Raw genomic sequence first — 20,337 nt, 5'->3', positions numbered from 1 at the left:
CCCCAACCACCTACCCCCCGTACGCCCGAACCGCCCGCCCCTCCCTCAACGTCCGTCCCCACCACACCACTTGGTCCAGCATCGTCTTCGCTGCCGCGTCCGGGCCCGAGGGGTCCCTGAGGCGGCCCCCGTCGTCGAAGGACGCGCCCGCGTTGTGGAACGACACCGTGTCGCGGACCGTCGTCGCGTGGAGTTCCGCGAAGACCTGGCGGAGGTGTTCGACCGCGCGGAGGCCTCCGGAGACACCGCCGTACGAGACGAAGGCGACCGGCTTGGCCTGCCATTCCGTGTAGTGCCAGTCGATGAGGTTCTTGAGGCCGGCCGGGTAGGAGTGGTTGTACTCGGGGGTCAGGACGACGAACGCGTCCGCCGACGCCAGCTTCGGGGTGATCCCCGCCAGCTGGGCCTTCGCCTCCGCGTCGGTCGCGAAGGTCGTCGGGAGTGCCGTGTCCGCCACGTCCACGACCTCCGTCACCAGGTCGGCACGGTCCTCGATCCGGTTCAGGAGCCAGGCGGCCACCACCGGGCCGAAACGGCCCTCGCGGTTGCTGCCCACGACCACCGTCACACGTACGGGCAGCTCGATGGGATCGGTTCGTTCAGTGGATGTCTGCATGCGGCACAGCCTCTTACCTCAAGCTTTCTTGAGGTCAAGGCCCGCATTCGTACGGAACTCCGGTCGCTCCGGTCACCCGTTCACACCCCCGGCCCCCGCCCATCGGGTTCTTTTCCGCGAGCCATCGGCTGTACGGCCATGACCTGCCGGAATGTCGACGCGCCCCTCGCCTCCCGCGGCCTCCGGCCACCCGTTCACCGTATTTCTGACGGACCCTCAGGAAGCGCTCCCCGCCCCGTGCCACTTACCTCGAAAGCAGACCACCCCGTTCGCAAGCTCTCGGAGGAGCAAGCCCGATGCGACGTACCGCCGCCGCCCGTCTGCTGACCGGTACCGCGCTCGCCGTCGCCCTCGCCGGGCCCGCTCACGCAGGGACCGGCGGTTCCCTTGAGGTGTACCCGGCGACCGTCACCCCCGGTTCCCAGGTCACCGTCAACACGACGGCCTGCGGTGCGGGCGGTACCGCCGCCGGTGACGCCAGTGCGGTGGGCGCCGGGGCCTTCGTCCTCGCGCCCACCACGCACAAGGAGGTCGCCGTCGGGCAGTTCCGGGTGCCGCCGGGCGCGCAGCCGGGGACGTACGAGATCGTCGCCCGGTGCGACGGCGCGGCAGACGCGGATGCGCGGCGGGTGAGTGGGGATCTTGTCGTCACTCTCACCTCGACGCGGCCACCCGCCGCGCATCCCAGGGGGAGTGTGAAGACGGGGGTCGGTGGCGCACTCGGTCCCGACCCCGCACAGACCGCGGCCGGCGTGGCGGCTCTCGCCGTCGCCGCCGCGGGCGGTACCTGGCTCCTGCATCGCCGGGCGAGAGGCGACGGGATCTGACGGACACCCTCCGCCGTCCGTCCGCCGGTACCGCATGTCCCCCTCCCCTCCGGGTCCGACGCCCCTCGCGGCCCGGAGGGGGGCCGGGGTGCTGCATTCTCCCGGGGCTGTGACACCAGCGGCTCCGCCGCGGGCCCCCGGACCCCCAGCAGAAAAGCAGGTCATCAGTTGTCACCGGCGCGGAGGCCCACGTGCGTAGATTCAGCAACCTCGTCATAGCCGCCCTCACCCTCGCCGCCCTTCTCTCCGGCGCCTGGCTGGTGCGCGGCGGCGGCGCGAAACACGCCCCGCCGCAGCCCTCCCCCGCCCAGGCCCGTACGGAGGCGAACCACCCCGAGTCCGCCGTACCGGAGTCCCCCGCGCTCCCGCCCTCCCCTCCCCTCCGTATCCGCATCCCCGCCATCCGCGTGAACGCCCCGCTGATGGGCCTCGGCCTCACCCCCACCGGCAGCCTGGACGTACCGCCCGCCGAGCGCGAGAACCTCGCCGGGTGGTACGAGGCCGGGACGGCGCCCGGCGAGACGGGCACCGCGATCGTCGCCGGGCATGTCGACAACGCCGACGGCCCCTCCGTCTTCTACCGGCTCGGCGCCCTGCGGAAGGGCACCGCGATCGACGTCGAACGGCGCGACGGGACCACCGCCCGCTTCACCGTCGACGCCGTCGAGGTGTACGACGCGGACCGCTTCCCGGACGAGAAGGTGTACGGCGCCGCGCCCCGGCCCGAGCTGCGCGTCATCACGTGCGGCGGCGGTTACTCGCCCCGCACGGGATACGAGGGGAACGTCGTCGTCTTCGCCCATCTGACCGGCAGCAGCCGAAGCCTCGACAGCGGCCGCTGAGCGTCGACCTCGATCAGATCTGGTTCAGGCCGCCGTCGGCGTACAGGCTCGAACCGGTGATGAAGCTGCTCTGCCCGGACGCGAGGAAGGTCACGGCGGCGGCGATCTCCTCCGGGCGCGCGAGCCGGCCCAGGGGTACCTGCGCGGCCAGTTGGCGCTTGAGGTCGGCGGCCCGCTCCTCGTCGGGGGCGAGCCCCGACACGCCAGGGGTGTCGGTCGGGCCGGGCGTGATGGCGTTGACCCGGATACCGCGACCCTTGAGCTCGTTGGCCCAGGTCCGGGCGAACGACCGGGTGGCGGCCTTGGTCGCCGCGTACACGCCGAACGCCTCGGCGCCGGAGTCCACGGCGGTGGAGCCGTTCAGGATGACCGAGGCACCCTCGTTGAGCAGGGGCAGTGCCTTCTGGACGGTGAACAGCGTGCCCCGGACGTTGATCCCGAAGAGGGTGTCGAAGTGCTCCTCGGTGACCTGATCGAGTGTCACGAACTCGCCGATGGAGGCGTTCGCGAACAGGACGTCCAGGCCCTGTCCCCGGCTGCCGATCGCCTCGTAGAGCCGGTCCAGGTCGGCCGGGTTCGCGATGTCGCCGATCACCCCGGTGGCCGCCGAAGCGCCGATCGCCTCGACGGCCGCGTCGAGTTCGGTCTTGCGTCGGCCGGTGATGAGCACATGCGCACCCTCGGCGGCCAGCCGTACCGCGCTGGCCAGGCCGATTCCGGTGCTGCCTCCGGTGACGAGAGCGGTCTTCCCCTCAAGCAGTCCCAGTCCTGATCCCAGTGCCATGTGAACAGCCTCCTTCTAGTTCCGCATCGATCGATGCGGAAGTTGGTCGGAAGGCGACCGTAGCACTTCCGTATCGATCGATGCGGAAGGGGTAGACTGCGGGAGTGGGAACCAGCCAGAGCAGTCGGAACAGCCAGAAGAGACAGAACGGCCCGATCGGCCGACCGCGAGGCTTCGACGCCGACGAGGCTCTCGAACGCGCCATGCTGCTCTTCTGGGAGCACGGCTACGAGGGCGCCAGCCTGGCGAGCCTGACCAGCGCGATGGGCATCTCCACGACCAGCATGTACGCGGCCTTCGGCAACAAGGAGGAACTGTTCCGCAAGGCCCTGGAGCGCTACACCGAAGGCCCGAGCGCCTACGTGACCCGAGCCCTGGACGAGCCGACAGCCCGTGACGTCGCCACCGCGCTCCTGACCGGCGCCGTCCGGACCAGCACCCGCCCGGCCCACCCCCGCGGATGTCTGGGCGTCCAGGGCGCCCTCACCGCCAGCGACGCCGGACAGACGGTCCGCGACCTCCTCGCCGACTGGCGCAACAACGGCTGTGCCTCCATCCAGGAGCGGTTCCAACGAGCCGTCGACGAGGGCGACCTGCCTCCGGAGGCCGATCCCGGACTACTCGCCCGCTACCTCACCACCATGGCCTTCGGCATCTCCGTGCAGGCCGCGAGCGGCATCGGCCGCGACGAACTCCAGACGATGGCGGACGCGGCCCTGCGCACCTGGCCGCCGCTCTCCTGAGAACGCCTCAGCCGGACCGGCCGCCTACGCCACCCACTGCTGATACGCCAGATTCGCCACCAGCGTGAACACCACCACCAGCAGCACCACCCGTACGAACCCGCTCCCCTTCTTCAGCGCCGTGTGCGCCCCCACCATCCCGCCGACCAGGTTGAACCCCGCCAGCAGCGCGCCCAGCTGCCAGTACACCGTGCCCTGCCAGGCGAAGATCGCCAGGGCGCCCGCGTTGGTGCAGCAGTTGACGATCTTGGCGGTGGCGGAGGCGGTCACCAGGTCGAGGTGGAGCAGCGCGGTGAGCGCGAGGACGAGGAACGTACCCGTGCCGGGACCGATGAGACCGTCGTAGAAGCCGATGCCGAGGCCGGCGAGTCCGATGGCGGCGAGGACTCGGCGGGCGGAGACCGGGGTGGTCGCCGGGGCCGTACCGAAGGCGGGCCGGAAGATCACGAAGGCGCCGACGCCGAGCAGGACGACCATGATGACCGGCTTCAGCGTGTCCGTGCTCATGCCGGCGGCGACGAACGCCCCGGCCGTCGAACCGGCGACCGCCGCCAGGCCGACGCGTACCGCCAGGCGCACGTCCACCGGCGTCTTGCGTGTGTACGTCACCGCCGCGCCCGTGGTGCCGACGATCGCCATGGCCTTGTTGGTGCCGAGCGCGTACTGAGCCGCCGACGACGTGTCCGGCAGCCCCAGGAGCAGGACCGGCATCATCAGCAGGCCGCCGCCGCCCACGACCGCGTCGATCCAGCCTGCCGCGAGGGCGGCGGCGCAGAGGGCGGCGATCAGGGGCAGCGATATGTCGGGCATGATCGCGAGCTTATGGACCCGATAGGTGCGGACACCATGGATTTCCGGAACCTTGAGGATCTTCAGAGGTTCGGTGGTTCGGTGGTTCGGTGGTTCGGTGGTTCGGTGGTTCAGAGGTCGGGCGTCCCGGAGCTGGACCGGCAGTAGCGGTCGGGCGCCCATCCGCCGTATCGTTCACGCACCTCACAGGCATCCCCCGCACGCCCACCGAACCCTCACACCCACTCCGCGCCCCCGCTGAGGGAAGCGTGCCCCCCGGGAAACAGACGTGATGCGGCCGGGTAACACCGGCAACGCACGCTGCCGTACATGACCTCGAATACGCGTGTGGTGGTGATCGGCGCCGGGCTCGCGGGCGTACGGCTCGCCCGGCGGCTCGGCGAGCTCGGCATGTCCGCCTCGGACGTCGTGCTCGTCGGCGAGGAGGAGCACCGCCCGTACAACAGGGTGCTGCTCGCCGAGATCCTCGCCGGGCGCTACGCCCCCGAGGTGATCGCCCTGCCGTCGCCTGAGCGGCTGGTCAGGGCCCGGGCCGAGTCCGTCGACCGTGCCGCGCGCATCGTGCACTGCTCCGACGGGTCCTCGATCGCATACGACACGCTGGTCCTGGCCACCGGGTCGAACCCCGTGCTCCCGCCCCTGCGTGGGCTGTTCACGCCCGATCACGAACTCCCGCTGGGCGTCCACGCGTTCCGGACCATGGACGACTGTCTCGGGCTGTCCAAGGACGTACGTCCGGGGGCGCGGGCCGTCGTCATCGGCGGCGGGCTGCTCGGGGTCTCCGCCGCGCGCGCACTCGCCGTACGCGGTGCACAGGTCGTGCTCGCCCAGCAGGCCGAGCGGCTGATGGAACGTCAGCTGGACCCGGGCGCATCGGAGTTGGTGCTGCGGCACCTCAAGGAGCTGGGCGTCGAGGTGCACACCGAGTGCCGGGTGCGCGACGTGCGCTGCGTGGGCGGCAAGGTCCGGTCGGTCGAGCTGGCCGACCACTACGCCCTCGACGCGGACATCGTCGTACTGGCCTGCGGAGTTCATCCCCGGGTTGGGCTCGCGCGCGATGCCGGGCTCGCCGTGCACAAGGGCATCATCGTCGACGACGAACTGCGCACCTCCGACCCGCACATCCGGGCGCTCGGGGACTGCGCCCAGCACCAGGGAACGGTGTACGGCCTGGCCACCCCCGCGCTCGAACAGGCCGAGGTCCTGGCCGAGTTGATCGCCAACGAGGCCGGCGAGCCGAGCGTCCGTTACACCGGCACCCGTTCCCTCACCCGGCTCACCCTCACCGACTTCACCGCCGAAACCGGCGACACCGGCAACAACGGGGGCGTCGGCAACCCCTTCGATCTCGCCGCCTTCGGCGAGACCACCCCCCGCCCCGGCGACGACGTCATCCAGCTCGCCGACGCCACCCGGGGCACCTACCGCAAGGTCGTCGTCCGTGACGACCGGCTGGTCGGCGGGGTGCTCGTCGGCGAACTCGGCACCGTCGGCGCCCTCGCGCGCGCCTGGGAGGGAGCAGAGCCGCTCCCCACCGACGGCGGCCCGCTGCTCCACCTGCTCACCAACGATGGAGGCTCCTAATGCCCGCCACTGATGGGGCCACCCCCACGATCGTCCTCGTCGGCCACGGCATGGTCGGCCAGCGCTTCCTGGAAGCCCTCGCGGACCGTGGCCTGACCGCCGCGCACCGCGTGGTCGTACTGTGCGAGGAGCCACGTCCGGCGTACGACCGCGTGGCGCTGACCTCGTACTTCTCGGGCAAGACGCCCGAGGACCTCTCGATGACCGACATGGCGTTCATCGAGAAGGAGGGCATCGAGCTGTACGTCGGTGACCCGGCGGAGACCATCGACCGCGAGGCCAAGCGAGTCACCGCCCGCTCGGGCATGGTCGTCGACTACGACATCCTCGTCCTCGCCACCGGCTCCTACCCCTTCGTGCCGCCGGTCCCCAACAAGGACGCCAAGGGCTGCTTCGTCTACCGCACGATCGAGGATCTCCTCGCGATCGAGGAGTACGCCAGCACCCGTACGACGGGTGCCGTGGTCGGCGGTGGGCTGCTGGGACTTGAGGCGGCCGGTGCGCTGAAGGGGCTCGGACTCACCTCCCACATCGTGGAGTTCGCGCCGCGCCTGATGCCGGTGCAGGTCGACGACGGCGGTGGCGCGGCGCTGCTGCGGACCATCCAGGAGATGGGTCTGTCCGTCCACACCGGTGTGGGTACGCAGGAGATCGTCGTCGACGAGGACGGCGCGGTCACGGGCATGAAGCTGTCCGACGGTTCCGAACTCGCCACCGATCTGGTGGTGTTCAGCGCCGGTGTCCGGCCGAGGGACCAACTCGCCCGGGACTGCGGCCTGTCGGTCGGCGAGCGCGGTGGCATCGCGGTCGACGATCAGTGCCGTACGGTCAACGACCCGCACGTGTTCGCGATCGGCGAGTGCGCGCTGGCCTCCGACGGCCGGGTGTACGGCCTGGTCGCCCCGGGTTACGAGCAGGCCGAGACGGCCGCCGCGACCATCGCCGCCGACGAGGCGTCCTTCACGGGCGCCGACCTCTCGACCAAGCTCAAGCTCCTCGGCGTGGACGTGGCGTCCTTCGGCGACGCACACGGCGCCACCGCCGACTGCCTCGACGTCGTCTACTCCGACTCCCGCTCGGGCCTGTACAAGAAGCTCGTCATCGGCCGCGACGGCACGCTGCTCGGCGGCATCCTCGTCGGCGACGCGGAGGCCTACGGCACGCTGAAGGCGTTCACCGGTTCGGTGCCGCCCGTCTCGCCCGAGTCCCTCGTGCTGCCGGCCGGTGCCGGGGAGTCCGTCCAGCTCGGCCCGTCCGCGCTGCCGGACGACGCGATCATCTGCTCCTGCAACAACGTCCGCAAGGGCACGATCCGCGGCGCGGTCACCGAGCACAACTGCACGACCGTGCCCGAGGTCAAGAAGTGCACCAAGGCCGGTACGACGTGCGGGAGTTGCGTCAAGGTGCTCGGCCAGCTCGTCACCGCCGAGCTGGAGGCGAGCGGTGTCGTCGTCGACAAGGGCCTGTGCGGCTGCTTCTCGCAGACCCGCGAGGAGCTGTACGAGATCGTCCTCGCCCTGCGCGTCAACAAGTACCAGGACCTCCTCGACCGTTACGGCCGCGAGGACGCCCGGGGCGGCGACGGCTGCGAGATCTGCAAGCCCGCCGTGGCCTCGATCATCGCCTCCCTCGCCCCGACGATCGGCGCCGACGTCTACGTCCTGGACGGCGAACAGGCCACCCTCCAGGACACCAACGACCACTTCCTCGCCAACCTCCAGAAGAACGGCTCCTACTCGGTCGTCCCGCGCATCCCCGGCGGTGAGATCACCCCCGAGGGTCTGATCGTCATCGGCGAGATCGCCCGCGACTTCGGCCTCTACACGAAGATCACCGGCGGTCAGCGGATCGACATGTTCGGCGCGCGCGTCGAGCAACTCCCGCTGATCTGGACCCGGTTGGTGGACGCCGGCTTCGAGTCGGGGCACGCCTACGGCAAGTCCCTCCGTACGGTGAAGTCCTGCGTCGGCCAGACCTGGTGCCGTTACGGCGTCCAGGACTCCGTCCGGATGGCGATCGACCTGGAGCTGCGCTACCGGGGCCTCCGGTCGCCGCACAAGCTGAAGTCGGCGGTGTCGGGCTGTGCGCGTGAGTGCGCCGAGGCCCAGTCCAAGGACTTCGGCATCATCGCCACCTCGGGCGGCTGGAACCTGTACGTCGGCGGCAACGGCGGCGCGACCCCGCGCCACGCGGACCTGCTGGCCCAGGACCTGAACGACGCCGAACTCATCAGGCTCATCGACCGGTTCCTGATGTTCTACATCCGTACGGCGGACCGCCTGGAGCGCACCTCGACCTGGCTGGAGCGCATCCCCGGCGGCCTGGACCACGTACGCGACGTGGTCGTGGAGGACTCCCTCGGTATCTGCGAGGAGCTGGAGTCGCTGATGACCTCGCATGTCGCGCACTACCGCGACGAGTGGGCCGACACCATCAACGACCCCGAGAAGCTCGCCCGGTTCGTGTCCTTCGTGAACGCGCCGGACACCCCCGACCCGGTCGTCGGCTTCGTCCCCGAGCGCGACCAGATCAAGCCTGACCTGCCACTGCTGTCCATCGGCCTGCGCCCCGCCGACGACGTCCTGGAAGGATCCGCCCAGCGATGACCCTGGCACCCGAGACCACCGACCTGAAGATCCAACTGCGCATCGACAACAGCGCCGACGACTGGTTCACGGTCTGCGACCTGAACGTCCTGCTCCCAGGCCGCGGTGTGGCGGCCCTGCTGCCGGACGGCCGGCAGGCTGCCCTCTTCCGCGACCGCGCGGGCACCCTGTACGCCATCGACAACCGCGACCCGTTCGGCGGCGCCGCGGTCCTCTCCCGCGGCCTGACCGGTACCCACCAGGGCCGCCCGTTCGTCGCCTCCCCGCTCCTGAAGCAGCGCTTCGACCTGGAGTCGGGCCAGTGCCTGGACGACGAGTCGGTGAGTGTGACGGTGTACGAGGTGCGTACCGCCTGAAGTACGGACGTAGCGATCGTGAGGGGTGCCCCAGCCATCGGCCGGGGCGCCCCTCACGCCTTCAAGCCCTCGTACGTCACCCCGGTGAGCTGCTCGGAAGCGGCCCAAAGCCGTTCCCCGGCACGGTCGTTGAGCGTCCAGGAGGCCCGCCAGGACTTCGCGGGCGCGCCCCGCCAGCCCAGGAACCTGGGGCCGATGAACGCGTCGGGGCTCACGTCCGGTGCGGTGGCCGCGTACAGCGTGGGCAGGGCGCCCGCCTCGGCGGACTGGGCGAAGTACCGGTTGCCGATCTCCATGAACCGCTCGGCGCCCTTGCGGCCCTGCATCTTCGGCGCGGCCGTCTGGAGGTTGGTGTCGGCGTACCCGGGATGCGCGGCGGCGACCACGACACCGGAGCCGATCGCGGCCAGCCTGCGCGCCAGCTCGTGCGTGAAGAGCAGGTTGGCCGTCTTGGAACGCCCGTACGCGATCCAACGCCGGTAGTTCCGCTCGCTGTTGAGGTCGTCGATGTCGATGTTGGCGAAGGCGTGGGTGCCGCTGGAGAGGTTCACGATCCGGGCGCCGGGCGTACCGAGCAGCGCCGGGAACAGCAGCCCGGTGAGCGCGAAGTGCCCGAGGTGGTTGACCCCGAACTGCGTCTCGAACCCGTCGGCCGTCGTGCCGTACGGCAGCGCCATCACGCCCGCGTTGTTGACGAGGAGATCGATCCGCTCGTACGGCAGCCCGACCGCGAACTCCCGTACGGAGCCCAGGTCTCCGAGATCAAGGCGCCAGAACTCCGCGATGGCGTCCGGCACTTCACCCAGCAGCCGCCCGACCGCCTCGTTCCCGCGCGCCTCGCTCCGGCACGCGAGCACCACCCGGGCGCCCTTGCGCGCCAACTCCCGCGCGGTGACGTACCCGAGCCCGCTGTTGGCACCGGTGACGACGGCCGTACGACCGCTCTGATCGGGGATGTCCCGCGTGTTCCAGCCCGACATGTCCGGGTCCCTCCATTGGCGAGTCTGGCGGATCTCGTCGTGCCCGGTAGATCCAGGCCTGAGTCCCAGAGTGCGCCGGAAGTGCCCCGATGGCCAGTTCCACGCCCCGCATGTCAGGGCTTGCGCCCCACCCCGCAGTAGGCGTCGACGGCCGAGGCGGGGGCGGCCGGGTCGCGGAGGTCGGGGCGCCACTCGGGTACCTGGACCACGCCCGGGTCCACCAGGCCGAGGCCGTCGAAGAAGGCGGCGATCTCGCCGATGCTGCGGACGTAGTACGGCACGGCACCGCTCGCGTTGTAGGCCTCCGACGCGGCGATCATGCCCTCGCTGGTGGCCGTGCTGTCGCTGATCACCAGGTGGCTGCCCGACGGCAGACCCGCCATCAGCCGGCTCACCAGGTCGCGGGCCTGGTCGTGGTCGGCGACATGGCCGAGCGTGTTGAGGATCATCAGGGCGACCGGCTCGGAGAGGTCGAGGGTGTCGGCCGCCGCTTCGAGGATGGTCTCGGGGGCGTAGAGGTCGGCGTTCAGATAGACCGTGCGGCCCTCGGGGGTGCTCGCGAGCAGGGCGTCCGCGTGGGCCAGCACGATGGGGTCGTTGTCGACGTACACGATCCGGGCGTCGGGGGCGGCGCGCTGGGCGACCTCGTGGGTGTTGTCGGCGGTCGGCAGGCCGGTGCCGACGTCCAGGAACTGACGTACGCCCTGCTCATCCGCGAGGTAGCGGACGGCCCGTCCTAAGAAGTGCCGGCTGGTGACGGCCACGTCGACGAGACCCGGGAAGATCTCCTTGATGTGGTCCCCGATCTCCCGGTCGACCTCGTAGTTGTCCTTGCCGCCGACGAAGTAGTTCCAGAAGCGGGCCGAGTGCGGCTTGGTGGTGTCGATACGGGTGCGGGGGCGAGCGCCCGTACCTGTTCCGGTCTCGGTCTCGGTCGAGGGGGTGGGGTCGTCGTCCAACACGGCAGGGCCTCCTGTGTTCCGGTGCTGATCATCCGGGACCAACGTAGGTGAACTCATTGGCTCCGCCCGGGAGTTGTGAAGATCCGCGTTCACGCACCGTAGGGTTCTGGCCATATGCGGTCGTGTCCAGGTAGAACCACTCGGCGTCGGGGCCCGGGACCGGCGGCATCAGCTTCCCCTCGATGGGTTCGGGAGAGGGCTTCTCCGCGCCCGGCATCAGCAGTTCCACCTCCGTCCCCAGACCCCGCTGCTGCGCGGTGAACTCCTCGACCTGGCTGCGGCAGGCGTGGTCCAGGTGGGTCACACCGGTCAGGTCCAGGCGGATGCGGGGCTTCCCGGACGCGGCGGACGCCTCCAGCGCCTCGATGACCTGCGGCAACCTCAGGAAGGTGGCGTTGCCCGCCATGACGACCTGGGCGACGTCGTCGCCGCTGTCGACGTCCTGGCGGATGACCGTCCGGGACATGCGCAGGGCAGCCAGGACGACCCCGGCGGCCAGCCCGATGAGGACGCCTTCGAGCAGCGCGGTCGCCACGATGACCAGTGTGGTGACCGTCATGACCGCGAACTCGCCCCGGTCCTGCCGCCACATCTTCGGGAACTCCTCGGGCGCGAACAGCTTCCAGCCGCTGTGTACGAGGACTCCCGCGAGCACCGAGATCGGGATCAGCGCGAGCACCTGCGGCAGCAGCAGCGCGAAGGCGAGCAGCCAAAGTCCGTGCAGCGTACGGGAGACACGGGTCTTCGCGCCCGCCTGCACGTTGGCCGAACTGCGTGCCACCACCGCCGTGATGGGCAGCGCGCCGAGCAGCCCGGCGACCGTGTTTCCCGCGCCCTGCGCGACGAGTTCGGCGTTGTAGCGGGTGCGCGGGCCGCTGTGCATCCGGTCGACGGCCGCCGCCGTGAACAGGCTCTCCGCCGAGGCGATCACGGTGAAGGTGAGGATCGCGGTCAGGATTCCCACGTCGGCCAGTCCCGCCAACTGCCCGGGCCCCGGCACGTCCACGGCGGCCAGCAGATTGCCCACCTGGAGCGTCTTCACGTCCACGCCCGGCAGCGCCGCGACACCGATCCCGATCCCTACGGCGACCAGCGCGGCCGGGATCTTCTTCACCGGGCCCGGCATCTTCTTCCACAGGAAGCTGAGCACGATGGTGACGACGCCGAGCAGGGCGGCCGTCATCGCCTGCCGGTCGGCCAGGGTGTCGGCGAGCAGTCCGGGCACGCCGGCGATGTTCTCCAGCGGGGTGCCGGGGGCCCGGGAGTCGGACATCGGGTACAACTGGCTGAAGATCAGCGGGAGTCCGATGCCGGCCAGCATGCCCTGGACGACGGCGAGCGAGATGGCCTGGAACATCCGGCCGAGCCGTACGAGGCCGAGGACGATCTGCAGGATCCCCGACCCGAGCACGATCACGCCGAGCGAGGCGACGCCGTACTCCAGGACGGTCTCCGCGACCAGCGCGGCGAGCCCGGCGGCGGGCCCGCTGACCTGGAGGGTGCTGCCCCGGGCCGCCCCGACTACCAGCCCGCCGATGACCCCGGAGATGATGCCGAGTTCGGCGGGCACCCCGGACGCGACGGCGACACCGATACAGAGCGGCAGCGCCACGAGGAAGACGACGAGGGAGGCGGTGATCTCCGTGGCGAGGTCGATGCGTCCGGTGCCACCGCCCTTGGCCCGTCCGGCATCGCCGCCTTTGGTACCTCCCGGGGCCGAAGTGGGCTTGCGCAACGGGGTAGTTGGAACCGGGGCCTTCGGACGCGTACGAGTGCCCTGCGCATGGCGCGCGTGCTGGCCGCTCATGCCGCGTGCACCCGGAAGCGGTCGTCCTCGTCCAGCTCGTACACCCGGCCGGTGTCGACCTCGTAGTACCAGCCGTGCAGCCGCAGCCGGCCCGAGTCGAGCCGCTGCCGCACCACCGGGTAACTGCCCAGTACGGCAAGCTGGTTGACGACGTTGCGCTGCGCCACCTCGGGCAGCGTCGCCGGGTCGTCGGAGGACTTGGTGAGCACGGGGGCCAGTTCCGGGCGGGCCAGCTCCAGCCAGGCGTCCACGCCGGGCAGCGCGGACAGGTCGTCGCCGGACTTCAGGGCGCCCATCGCCCCGCAGTGGGAGTGGCCACAGACGACGAGGTGCTGAACGCCGAGCACCTCCAGTGCGTACTCGATGGTGGCGGCCTCACCGGAAGCCGCCCCGTACGCGCTGTGCGGCGGGACGATATTGCCCGCATTCCGCAGCTCGAATATCTCGCCGGGCCGTGCTCCGGTGATCAGGGCGGGTATCACTCGCGAGTCCGAGCAGGTGATGAACAATGCCTCCGGACATTGTCCCTGTGCCAGTTTCCGGTATTCGTCGCTCTCGAAATCCACATGCCGCTTGAACGACCGGGCGCGGTCCAGCAATGCCTTCATGACCCCTCCAGATGGTGCTTGACATGGGGTTACTCCTGCCACCAAGAACGCTAGAGGAGCGCTGCCCAGGGGACGGCCAGCGGAAGGTTAGAGGAACACTAAATCGAGGCCAGGTTTCGGCACCGGGTTATCGTGAGGGGCTTTTCACATTGTCCTGGATTCGCTCGGCACGGCATTCTGGCGTCTTGTAACGTGTCATCACAGCGTGTTGACTTCAGGAATTCATGGACGCCTCGGGAGTGGGAGACAGGACGTATGGGCGTACGGGTGCTGCTCATCGAGGACGACGAGACGATCGCCGAACCGCTGGCCGAGGGCCTGCGGAACTTCGGGCTGACGGTCGTGCACGTCGCCACCGGTGCCGAGGGCCTGCGAGGACCGCACGGGGACGTCGTCCTGCTGGACCTGGGCCTGCCGGACATGGACGGCATCGACGTGTGCCGGGGCATCCGTCAGACCTCCGAGGTCCCGATCATCATCCTCAGCGCGCGCGGCGAGGAGGCCGACCGCGTCCTGGGCCTGGAACTGGGCGCCGACGACTACCTGGCGAAACCTTTCAGCCTGCGCGAACTGGTCGCCCGGGTACGGGCGGTGACCCGGCGCGTCCGACGTCCTGATCCCACGCAGGCGTACGAGCCGTACGCCACGGCTCAGGAACCGGCCGTCACTTACGAGACCCCCGTGTACGTGCCTCCCGCTCCCCCACCGACCTCCTACGAGGCCTACGAATCGTTCGACTCGTACGCCTCTCCCACCTCGCACAACTCGCACGCCTCGTACGTCTCGCAGGACGCGCCCCACGCACCCGAGCCGGCCCCGGCCACCCCCGCCCCCGGCCCCCTCGTCGTCGACCGCCGTACGCGTCAAGTCTGGGTCGGCGAGGTGCCCGTCGCCCTCACGCCCAAGGAGTTCGAGCTGCTGGCGCTGCTCTCCGAGGACCCTGGTGCCGTGTACTCGCGGCGCCAGATCCTCACCCGGGTCTGGGACACCCACTACCAGGGCCCGACCAAGACCCTGGACGTCCATGTCGCCACGCTGCGGCGGAAGTTGGGCGACCCGGCATGGATCCAGACGCTGCGCGGAGTCGGGTTCCGACTCGCCGTGCGCACCCCGGGCGCACCGAGGGCCGCGGCCTCATGACCCGCCGTCTGCTGCTGAGTTACCTGAGTCTGGCCGCCCTCGTCCTGCTCGGTCTGGAGATCCCGCTGGGCTTCGTCTACTCACGGGCCGAGCGGGAGCGGATCGTCAACTCCGCCAACGAGGAGGCCGAGTCGGTGTCGGCGTTCGCCGCGCTGTCCCTGGCGTCGGGGCGTCCGGACGAGCTGGCGGCCCGTGCCGCGCACTGCGCACGCCGGATCGGCGGCCAGGTGTTCATCGTCGACGCGGGCGGTCAACTCATTGCCGCATCACATCAGTTGACGGGTGCGGAGCAGCGGGAGCTGACCACCCGCCCGGAGGTGGCGGCCGCGCTCGACGGCACGGCGACGACCCATGTCCGTACGTCCACGATCGGCGGGGTTCAGTATCTGTCCGTGGCGTCGCCGGTGGGGCACGGGGCCGGAGAGGTGAAGGGCGCGGTACGGATCACGCTTCCCACGCAGATGGTGCAGTCCCGGGTCCACCAGGTGTGGCTGCTGCTGGCCGCCGTCGGGCTCGCGGTACTGGCGGCGGTGGCCGTCGTGGCGTTCGCGTGCGCGCGTTGGGCAGGGCGGCCGATCCGTGAACTGGAGCAGGCGACACACGAGTTGGCGGACGGTGGCGCGGCGACGCCGGTCGCGGTGACATCGGGGCCGCCCGAAGTCCGCAGTCTGGCAGCCGCGTTCAACCGTACGGCCGCCCGGCTCGCCCATCTCCTCGCCTCGCAAAGGGCGTTCGCGGGCGAGGCCTCGCACCAGCTGAAGACTCCGCTGGCCGCGCTGCGACTGCGTCTGGAGAATCTGGAGCCGGACATCGCCCAGCACGCCCGGGGCAGCCTGACCGCCGCAATGACGGAGACGGACCGACTGGCCCGGATGGTCGAGGGACTGCTCGCGATGGCCCGCCTGGAGGAGGACGCGGCGCCGCCCGGCCCGGTCGACCTGGCCGGTGCCTGCGCGGAGCGGCACGGCACCTGGGCTCCGCTGTTCGAGCAACAGGGCGTGTCACTCGTCCTGTTCACGGGCGGTACGGGACCGGTGGGTCCGGCGCTGGCGCTGCCCGGGGCGGTCGAGCAGATCGTCGACAACCTTCTGTCGAACGCCCTGCGGGTCTCGCCCGCGAACAGCACGGTGGCCATGGAACTCCGCGCCGTCGCTCCGCCGCACCCTCGCCGTCCCCACCTGAGCCATCTCAACGTCCGTGAGAACCGGGCCACTTGGATCGACCTGCACATCACGGACGAGGGTCCCGGGATGACGGCGGACCAACGCGCCCGCGCCTTCGACCGCTTCTGGCGTGCGCCCGGCGCCCCCAAGGGCGGTACGGGCCTGGGCCTGGCCCTCGTACAGCGGCTGGCGCTGGCGAGCGGCGGGGAGGCGAGTCTGCGGGCGGCGGCAACGGGCGGCCTGGACGCGGTGGTTCGGCTGCCGTCGGCCCGACACGCCATGCAGGGACAGGCGTTCGGCGGCAGGGATTCGGGGGCGGGGGTACGGCGACGGGAGACGTCGGCGCTGCGGGCGTAGGAGGAACCCCGCCGGACCGAACCCCGCCGGACACCTCCCTTGAGGCGAACTCCCGGCGGCCGGAGCGTCCCGTACGACCACCGACGAGACATCACGCGTACATGACAATTCCACCCCGTCGCCCTAGGGTCCCTGACGTCACGGCACGTCACGCCACCCCCCTTGGAGCGAGAGTGGACGCACGAGTCAACGCACACGTGGAACGCCGTACCCTCCTGCGCGCCGCCGTCATCGGCGGTTCGGCGGCCGTCTTCGGCGGCACCCTGTGGCGCGGGGCAGCCCACGCGGCCCCCGCCCAGCCGGGCACCGGCCCGTACGGAGCGCTCGCCGCGGCCGACGCCAACGGCATCAGACTGCCCGCCGGCTTCACCAGCCGGGTGATCGCCCGCTCGGGCCAGACGGTCGGCGGAACGTCGTACACCTGGCACAACGCCCCTGACGGCGGGGCCTGTTACGCCGACGGCACCGGCTGGATCTACGTCTCCAACTCGGAGATCAACCCGTCGGGCGGCGCGAGCGCGGTCAGGTTCTCGTCGGCCGGAGCCGTCACCTCCGCGTACCGCATCCTCTCCGGCACCCGCCAGAACTGCGCGGGCGGACGCACCCCTTGGAACACCTGGCTGTCCTGCGAGGAGGTGTCGCTGGGGTACGTCTACGAGACCGACCCCTGGGGCACGAACGCGGCGACGCAGCGCGCGGCGATGGGCCGCTTCAAGCACGAGGCGGCGGCAGCGGACCCGGTGCGCAAGGTCGTCTACCTCACGGAGGACGAGACGAACGGCCGCTTCTACCGTTTCGTTCCCACGACTTGGGGCGATCTGTCGGCCGGCACCCTCCAGGTCCTGGTGGCCGGCACGGCGACCTCGGGCTCGTACACCTGGACCACGATCCCGGACCCAGACGGCTCTCCGACGACCACGCGCACCCAGGTCTCCGGCTCCAAGTCCTTCAACGGCGGCGAGGGTTGCCACTACGCCGACGACAAGGTCTGGTTCACGACGAAGGGCGACAACCGGGTCTGGCAGCTCAACCTCCTCACGAACACTTATGAGTTGGCGTACGACGACTCCCTCGTCACCTCGGGCACGGCCCCGCTCACCGGCGTCGACAACATCACCGGGACGTCCTCCGGCGACCTGTTCGTGGCCGAGGACGGCGGCAACATGGAGATCTGTGTGATCACGCCGGACGACGTGATCGCCCCGTTCCTCCGCATCGACGGCCAGTCGGGCTCGGAGATCACGGGCCCGGCGTTCTCCCCGAACGGCAGCCGTCTGTACTTCTCCAGCCAGCGGGGCACGAGCGGCAGCTCTTCGGGCGGGATCACGTACGAGGTGACGGGCCCGTTCCGGTCATAGCCGCCGGTCGTACGTTCATACGTTTCGTACTGCGCACCGGCGTTGTCAGTGGTGCGCAGTACGTTGCGGTCATGGGCATTTACCTGGTCGATGTCGGTGCGGAGGAGTGGTTCAGTGAGGACGAGGACGAGGAGGGGCACGCGGAGATCGCCGCGGGGCTGAACGCGGAGTTGGTCCGGCGTGGGCTGCCACCGTACGAGTCCGTGCCGGTGGCGGCGGAGTTCGTACGTGGTTCGGGCCAGTCCTTCGAGGAGAAGATGGTCCCGTCGATGGAGAGCTTCCTGGCACTGTGCCGGGCGCGGCTCTCTGACGCGGAGACAGAGCTGCTCTGCGGCTGGTCCGTGCTGGTGCCGGTGTCCCTGGACGAGGAGATCGAGCTGCCGGTCGAGTCGTCGTACTCCGAGTCGACGGTGATAGCCGGCGCCCCGCAGGTGCTGGTGATCGCCGAGAAGCTGGCGGCGGCGGTCGCGCTGCCGCTGTCCGAGGTCCCGGAGATGTGCGACAACCTGGAGCTGACCTGCTGGTTCCTGGACGGCGCGGCGAAGGAACTGTCCGCCGCCGCGCCGGGCCCCTGGAGCGAGGATCTGGACGCGTCCTTCTACGTGGCGCTGTACCTCCGGGCGGCACAGCACTCACTCAGACGCGGATGTCCGATGATCTACTCCTAGATCTACTCCTAAGGGGTCGTCAGGCCGTATCCGTAGGGGAAGAGCGGGTCGTAGTTCCGGTCGCCGACGTTGATCGGTTCCTGGGCCTCGCTGCGGGGCCAGCTGACAGGCAGTTTGCCGGTGAAGGGGCGCTTGCCGAAGAGGACGTCGGCGACCCCGTCGCCCTCGCTGCCGGGGAGCCAGGACATCACGAAGGCGTCGGTCCTGGGCAGTTGGCCGGTGATGATCTGGGTGCGCCCTGCCACGTCGAGGACGACGCAGGTCCTGATGGCGGAGCAGACGCGGTCGATGTTCGCCTGGTCGGCCGCGGAGAGGTTCAGCGTGTGGCCGCCGACACCCACGTCGCCGACGCCCTCGGCGTAGGGGGTCTCGCCGATGACGACGACACCGACGTCGTGACCGGCGGTGGGGGCACTGGCGTCCGCGCTGTACGTGACGTTCTTCGCGGTCTTCCGGATGCCCTGGAGGATGGTGGTGCCGGGGAACGCGGTGTTGCCGGACTGTCCCTGCCAGGTGACGGTCCAGCCGCCGGCCTGGTTGCCGAGGTCGTTGGCGTTGACCCCGGCGACGTAGAGCCGCTGCGAGGGCTTGAGCGGCAGTGCCTTCTTGTCGTTCTTCAGCAGCACCTGGGACTCGGCGACCGCGCGGCGGGCCACGGCACGGTGGGCGGCCGAGCCGATGGTGCCGATGTTGGTGCGGTCGGTGTACGGGTGCTCGAACAGGCCGAGTTCGAACTTGGCCTTCAGGATGCGGGAGACGGCGTCGTCGATCCGGGACGTCTTGACGCGCCCGGCCTGCACCTCGGCGGTGAGGGCCTGGATGAACTGGGGCGCGTTGTACGGCTGCATGAACATGTCCATGCCCGCGTTGACGGAGGTGCGGACCTGGGTGGCGAAGTCGCCCGGGATCTCGCTGATGGCGTCCCAGTCGCTGATGAGGAAACCGTCGAAGCCGATCTTCTCCTTCAGGACGTCGGTGAGCAGCTCCTTGTGGGCGCTCATCCTGATCGGCTCGCTGCCGGGCACGTCGGTCCACTGCACCGAGGAGTACGAGGGCATGACGCTGCCGACGTCGTGCACCTGGACGGCGGTCACGTAGGGGGCCAGGTCGATCTCGGCGAAGCGCTTGTGGCTGGTCTTCGTGATGCCTCGGTCGATGATGTAGTCGCCGGTGGTCGACGTGCCGTAGGTGGTGTCGCCGTCGCCCGCGTAGTGCTTGACGGTGGCCAGGACATGGTCGTTCCGGGCGCGGTCCTTGGTGCTGCCGCCCTGAAGTCCCTCGACGGCGGTGGTCATCCGGGAGACGAGGCGCGGGTCCTCGCCGAAGCTCTCGTAGGAGCGGCCCCAGCGTTCGTCGCGGGTGACACAGACACAGGGCGCGAACACCCACTGCGGGCCCGTGGCGCGGGTCTCGGTGGCGGTGATGTGCGCCGCCTCGCGGACCAGCGCGGTGTCGCGGGTGGCGCCCATGCCGATGTTGTGCGGGAAGATCGTGGCGCCGACCAGGTTGCCGTGGCCGTGCACGGAGTCGACGCCGTAAAGGATCGGGATGCGCAGCCGGCTCGCGAGCGCGTGCGACTGGTAGCCGTCGACCATGTCCGCCCACGCCTCGGGGGTGTTGGGCGTGGGGACCGAGCCGCCGCCGGACAGCAGCGAACCCAGGGCGAGGCTGGTGATCTGCGTCTTGTCGTTCTCGACCGATCCCCGCTCGGCCTGGGTCATCTGGCCGACCTTCTCCGCGAGGGTCATCCGGCCCAGCAGATCGGCGACCCGCTGCTTCACCGGCAGCCGGGGGTCGAGGTACGGCTGCGTACTGCTGAGGGCCGGGGCCGAGGCGCCGGGTTCGGCGACGGCGGACGAGGCCGGGATCGCCGTGACGACCAGGGCCGCGGCGGCCAGTAGCAGGGCTGCGGAGTGCTGTTGTCTCACGTCGGTGCTCCTTGAACGTGGCCGCCTCGTTGCGGCACGAGCGGAGGTGCGCTGCCGGACTGCTGTTGAGGGAGGAGGGGAGGGGACGCGATCGGTGTCCTGTCCACCTCACCGATCACACCCGCCGACCCCACCCGCCGACCCCATCCTTCCCGCCGGTCATTTCATTTCAAACGAGACCGTATCGAATGAGCCAAT

Annotated in this window: 18 protein-coding genes; 10 read left to right on the top strand and 8 right to left on the bottom strand. The window is 70.3% G+C overall.

Annotation, left to right across the window (positions count from 1 at the left end; genetic code table 11):
• Positions 1-10: 10 nt before the first annotated feature.
• Positions 11-616: an NADPH-dependent FMN reductase gene (locus tag ACFYXF_RS19405; RefSeq protein WP_389350826.1), complete on the bottom strand. Its 606-nt coding sequence runs from the start codon at positions 614-616 to the stop codon at positions 11-13.
• A 296-nt stretch (positions 617-912) separates the two neighbouring features.
• On the opposite strand from ACFYXF_RS19405, the gene ACFYXF_RS19400 reads away from it, so the two are divergent.
• Positions 913-1,443, top strand: a complete 531-nt coding sequence (locus ACFYXF_RS19400; RefSeq protein WP_389350825.1) for a hypothetical protein — start codon at positions 913-915, stop codon at positions 1,441-1,443.
• A gap of 191 nt (positions 1,444-1,634) precedes the next feature.
• Complete coding sequence (locus ACFYXF_RS19395) at positions 1,635-2,285, top strand: class F sortase (RefSeq protein WP_389350824.1); 651 nt, start codon at positions 1,635-1,637, stop codon at positions 2,283-2,285.
• 13 nt (positions 2,286-2,298) lie between these two features.
• Here ACFYXF_RS19395 and ACFYXF_RS19390 read toward each other — a convergent pair whose 3' ends face one another.
• Positions 2,299-3,051 carry an SDR family NAD(P)-dependent oxidoreductase gene (locus ACFYXF_RS19390; protein ID WP_389351201.1) on the bottom strand — a complete coding sequence of 251 codons (753 nt, stop codon included), beginning with the start codon at positions 3,049-3,051 and terminating at the stop codon, positions 2,299-2,301.
• Between the two features lie 122 nt (positions 3,052-3,173).
• Between ACFYXF_RS19390 and ACFYXF_RS19385 the strand changes: the two genes are divergently transcribed.
• Complete coding sequence (locus ACFYXF_RS19385; RefSeq protein ID WP_389350823.1) at positions 3,174-3,812, top strand: TetR/AcrR family transcriptional regulator; 639 nt, start codon at positions 3,174-3,176, stop codon at positions 3,810-3,812.
• Positions 3,813-3,836: 24 nt separating this feature from the next.
• Here ACFYXF_RS19385 and ACFYXF_RS19380 read toward each other — a convergent pair whose 3' ends face one another.
• Positions 3,837-4,622 (bottom strand): sulfite exporter TauE/SafE family protein, encoded by a 786-nt coding sequence (locus tag ACFYXF_RS19380; protein WP_389350822.1) that lies wholly within the window; start codon positions 4,620-4,622, stop codon positions 3,837-3,839.
• A gap of 309 nt (positions 4,623-4,931) precedes the next feature.
• On the opposite strand from ACFYXF_RS19380, the gene ACFYXF_RS19375 reads away from it, so the two are divergent.
• The 3 genes from ACFYXF_RS19375 to nirD are packed head-to-tail and all read left to right on the top strand — an operon-like array spanning position 4,932 to position 9,168.
• Positions 4,932-6,206 (top strand): NAD(P)/FAD-dependent oxidoreductase, encoded by a 1,275-nt coding sequence (locus ACFYXF_RS19375; RefSeq protein ID WP_389350821.1) that lies wholly within the window; start codon positions 4,932-4,934, stop codon positions 6,204-6,206.
• On the top strand, positions 6,206-8,812 hold the full coding sequence (nirB, locus tag ACFYXF_RS19370) for a nitrite reductase large subunit NirB (protein WP_389350820.1): 2,607 nt from the start codon (positions 6,206-6,208) through the stop codon (positions 8,810-8,812). Before ACFYXF_RS19375 ends, nirB begins: the two co-directional genes overlap by 1 nt.
• Positions 8,809-9,168, top strand: a complete 360-nt coding sequence (gene nirD, locus ACFYXF_RS19365) for a nitrite reductase small subunit NirD (RefSeq protein ID WP_389350819.1) — start codon at positions 8,809-8,811, stop codon at positions 9,166-9,168. Before nirB ends, nirD begins: the two co-directional genes overlap by 4 nt.
• A 53-nt stretch (positions 9,169-9,221) precedes the next feature.
• Here the strand turns inward: nirD and ACFYXF_RS19360 are convergent, their stop codons facing one another.
• From ACFYXF_RS19360 to ACFYXF_RS19345, 4 genes are all read right to left on the bottom strand, one after another.
• A complete protein-coding gene (locus tag ACFYXF_RS19360) occupies positions 9,222-10,148 on the bottom strand; it encodes an oxidoreductase (RefSeq protein WP_389350818.1) in 927 nt (308 codons plus the stop codon).
• Between the two features lie 113 nt (positions 10,149-10,261).
• On the bottom strand, positions 10,262-11,107 hold the full coding sequence (locus ACFYXF_RS19355) for an SAM-dependent methyltransferase (protein WP_389351199.1): 846 nt from the start codon (positions 11,105-11,107) through the stop codon (positions 10,262-10,264).
• Positions 11,108-11,138: 31 nt separating this feature from the next.
• A complete protein-coding gene (locus ACFYXF_RS19350) occupies positions 11,139-12,917 on the bottom strand; it encodes a SulP family inorganic anion transporter (RefSeq protein ID WP_389350817.1) in 1,779 nt (592 codons plus the stop codon).
• Positions 12,914-13,525, bottom strand: coding sequence for a carbonic anhydrase (locus ACFYXF_RS19345; RefSeq protein ID WP_389350816.1), 612 nt, complete (start codon positions 13,523-13,525; stop codon positions 12,914-12,916). Before ACFYXF_RS19345 ends, ACFYXF_RS19350 begins: the two co-directional genes overlap by 4 nt.
• Positions 13,526-13,780: 255 nt before the next feature.
• Here ACFYXF_RS19345 and ACFYXF_RS19340 point away from each other — a divergent pair, with 255 nt between their 5' ends.
• The 4 genes from ACFYXF_RS19340 to ACFYXF_RS19325 all read left to right on the top strand — a co-directional run bounded on the left by ACFYXF_RS19340 (position 13,781) and on the right by ACFYXF_RS19325 (position 18,211).
• Positions 13,781-14,665, top strand: a complete 885-nt coding sequence (locus ACFYXF_RS19340) for a response regulator transcription factor (protein WP_389350815.1) — start codon at positions 13,781-13,783, stop codon at positions 14,663-14,665.
• Positions 14,662-16,185 carry a sensor histidine kinase gene (locus ACFYXF_RS19335; RefSeq protein WP_389350814.1) on the top strand — a complete coding sequence of 508 codons (1,524 nt, stop codon included), beginning with the start codon at positions 14,662-14,664 and terminating at the stop codon, positions 16,183-16,185. The genes ACFYXF_RS19340 and ACFYXF_RS19335 overlap by 4 nt, the downstream gene beginning before the upstream one ends.
• Positions 16,186-16,382: 197 nt before the next feature.
• Positions 16,383-17,543, top strand: coding sequence for an alkaline phosphatase PhoX (locus tag ACFYXF_RS19330; RefSeq protein ID WP_389351197.1), 1,161 nt, complete (start codon positions 16,383-16,385; stop codon positions 17,541-17,543).
• Positions 17,544-17,614: 71 nt separating this feature from the next.
• Positions 17,615-18,211, top strand: a complete 597-nt coding sequence (locus tag ACFYXF_RS19325; protein ID WP_389350813.1) for a hypothetical protein — start codon at positions 17,615-17,617, stop codon at positions 18,209-18,211.
• An 8-nt stretch (positions 18,212-18,219) separates the two neighbouring features.
• On the opposite strand, the gene ACFYXF_RS19320 is transcribed toward ACFYXF_RS19325, so the two are convergent.
• The gene (locus tag ACFYXF_RS19320; RefSeq protein ID WP_389350812.1) at positions 18,220-20,139 is read right to left on the bottom strand and encodes a glycoside hydrolase family 3 protein; all 1,920 of its coding nucleotides are present in this window, start codon (positions 20,137-20,139) and stop codon (positions 18,220-18,222) included.
• Positions 20,140-20,337: the final 198 nt, after the last annotated feature.

The organism is Streptomyces sp. NPDC002680 (assembly GCF_042889145.1).
GTDB classification, from domain to species: Bacteria; Actinomycetota; Actinomycetes; order Streptomycetales; family Streptomycetaceae; genus Streptomyces; species Streptomyces adonidis.
The sequence above is the reverse complement of the archived record's forward strand: the minus strand, read 5'-3'. Positions and strand labels throughout refer to the sequence as shown.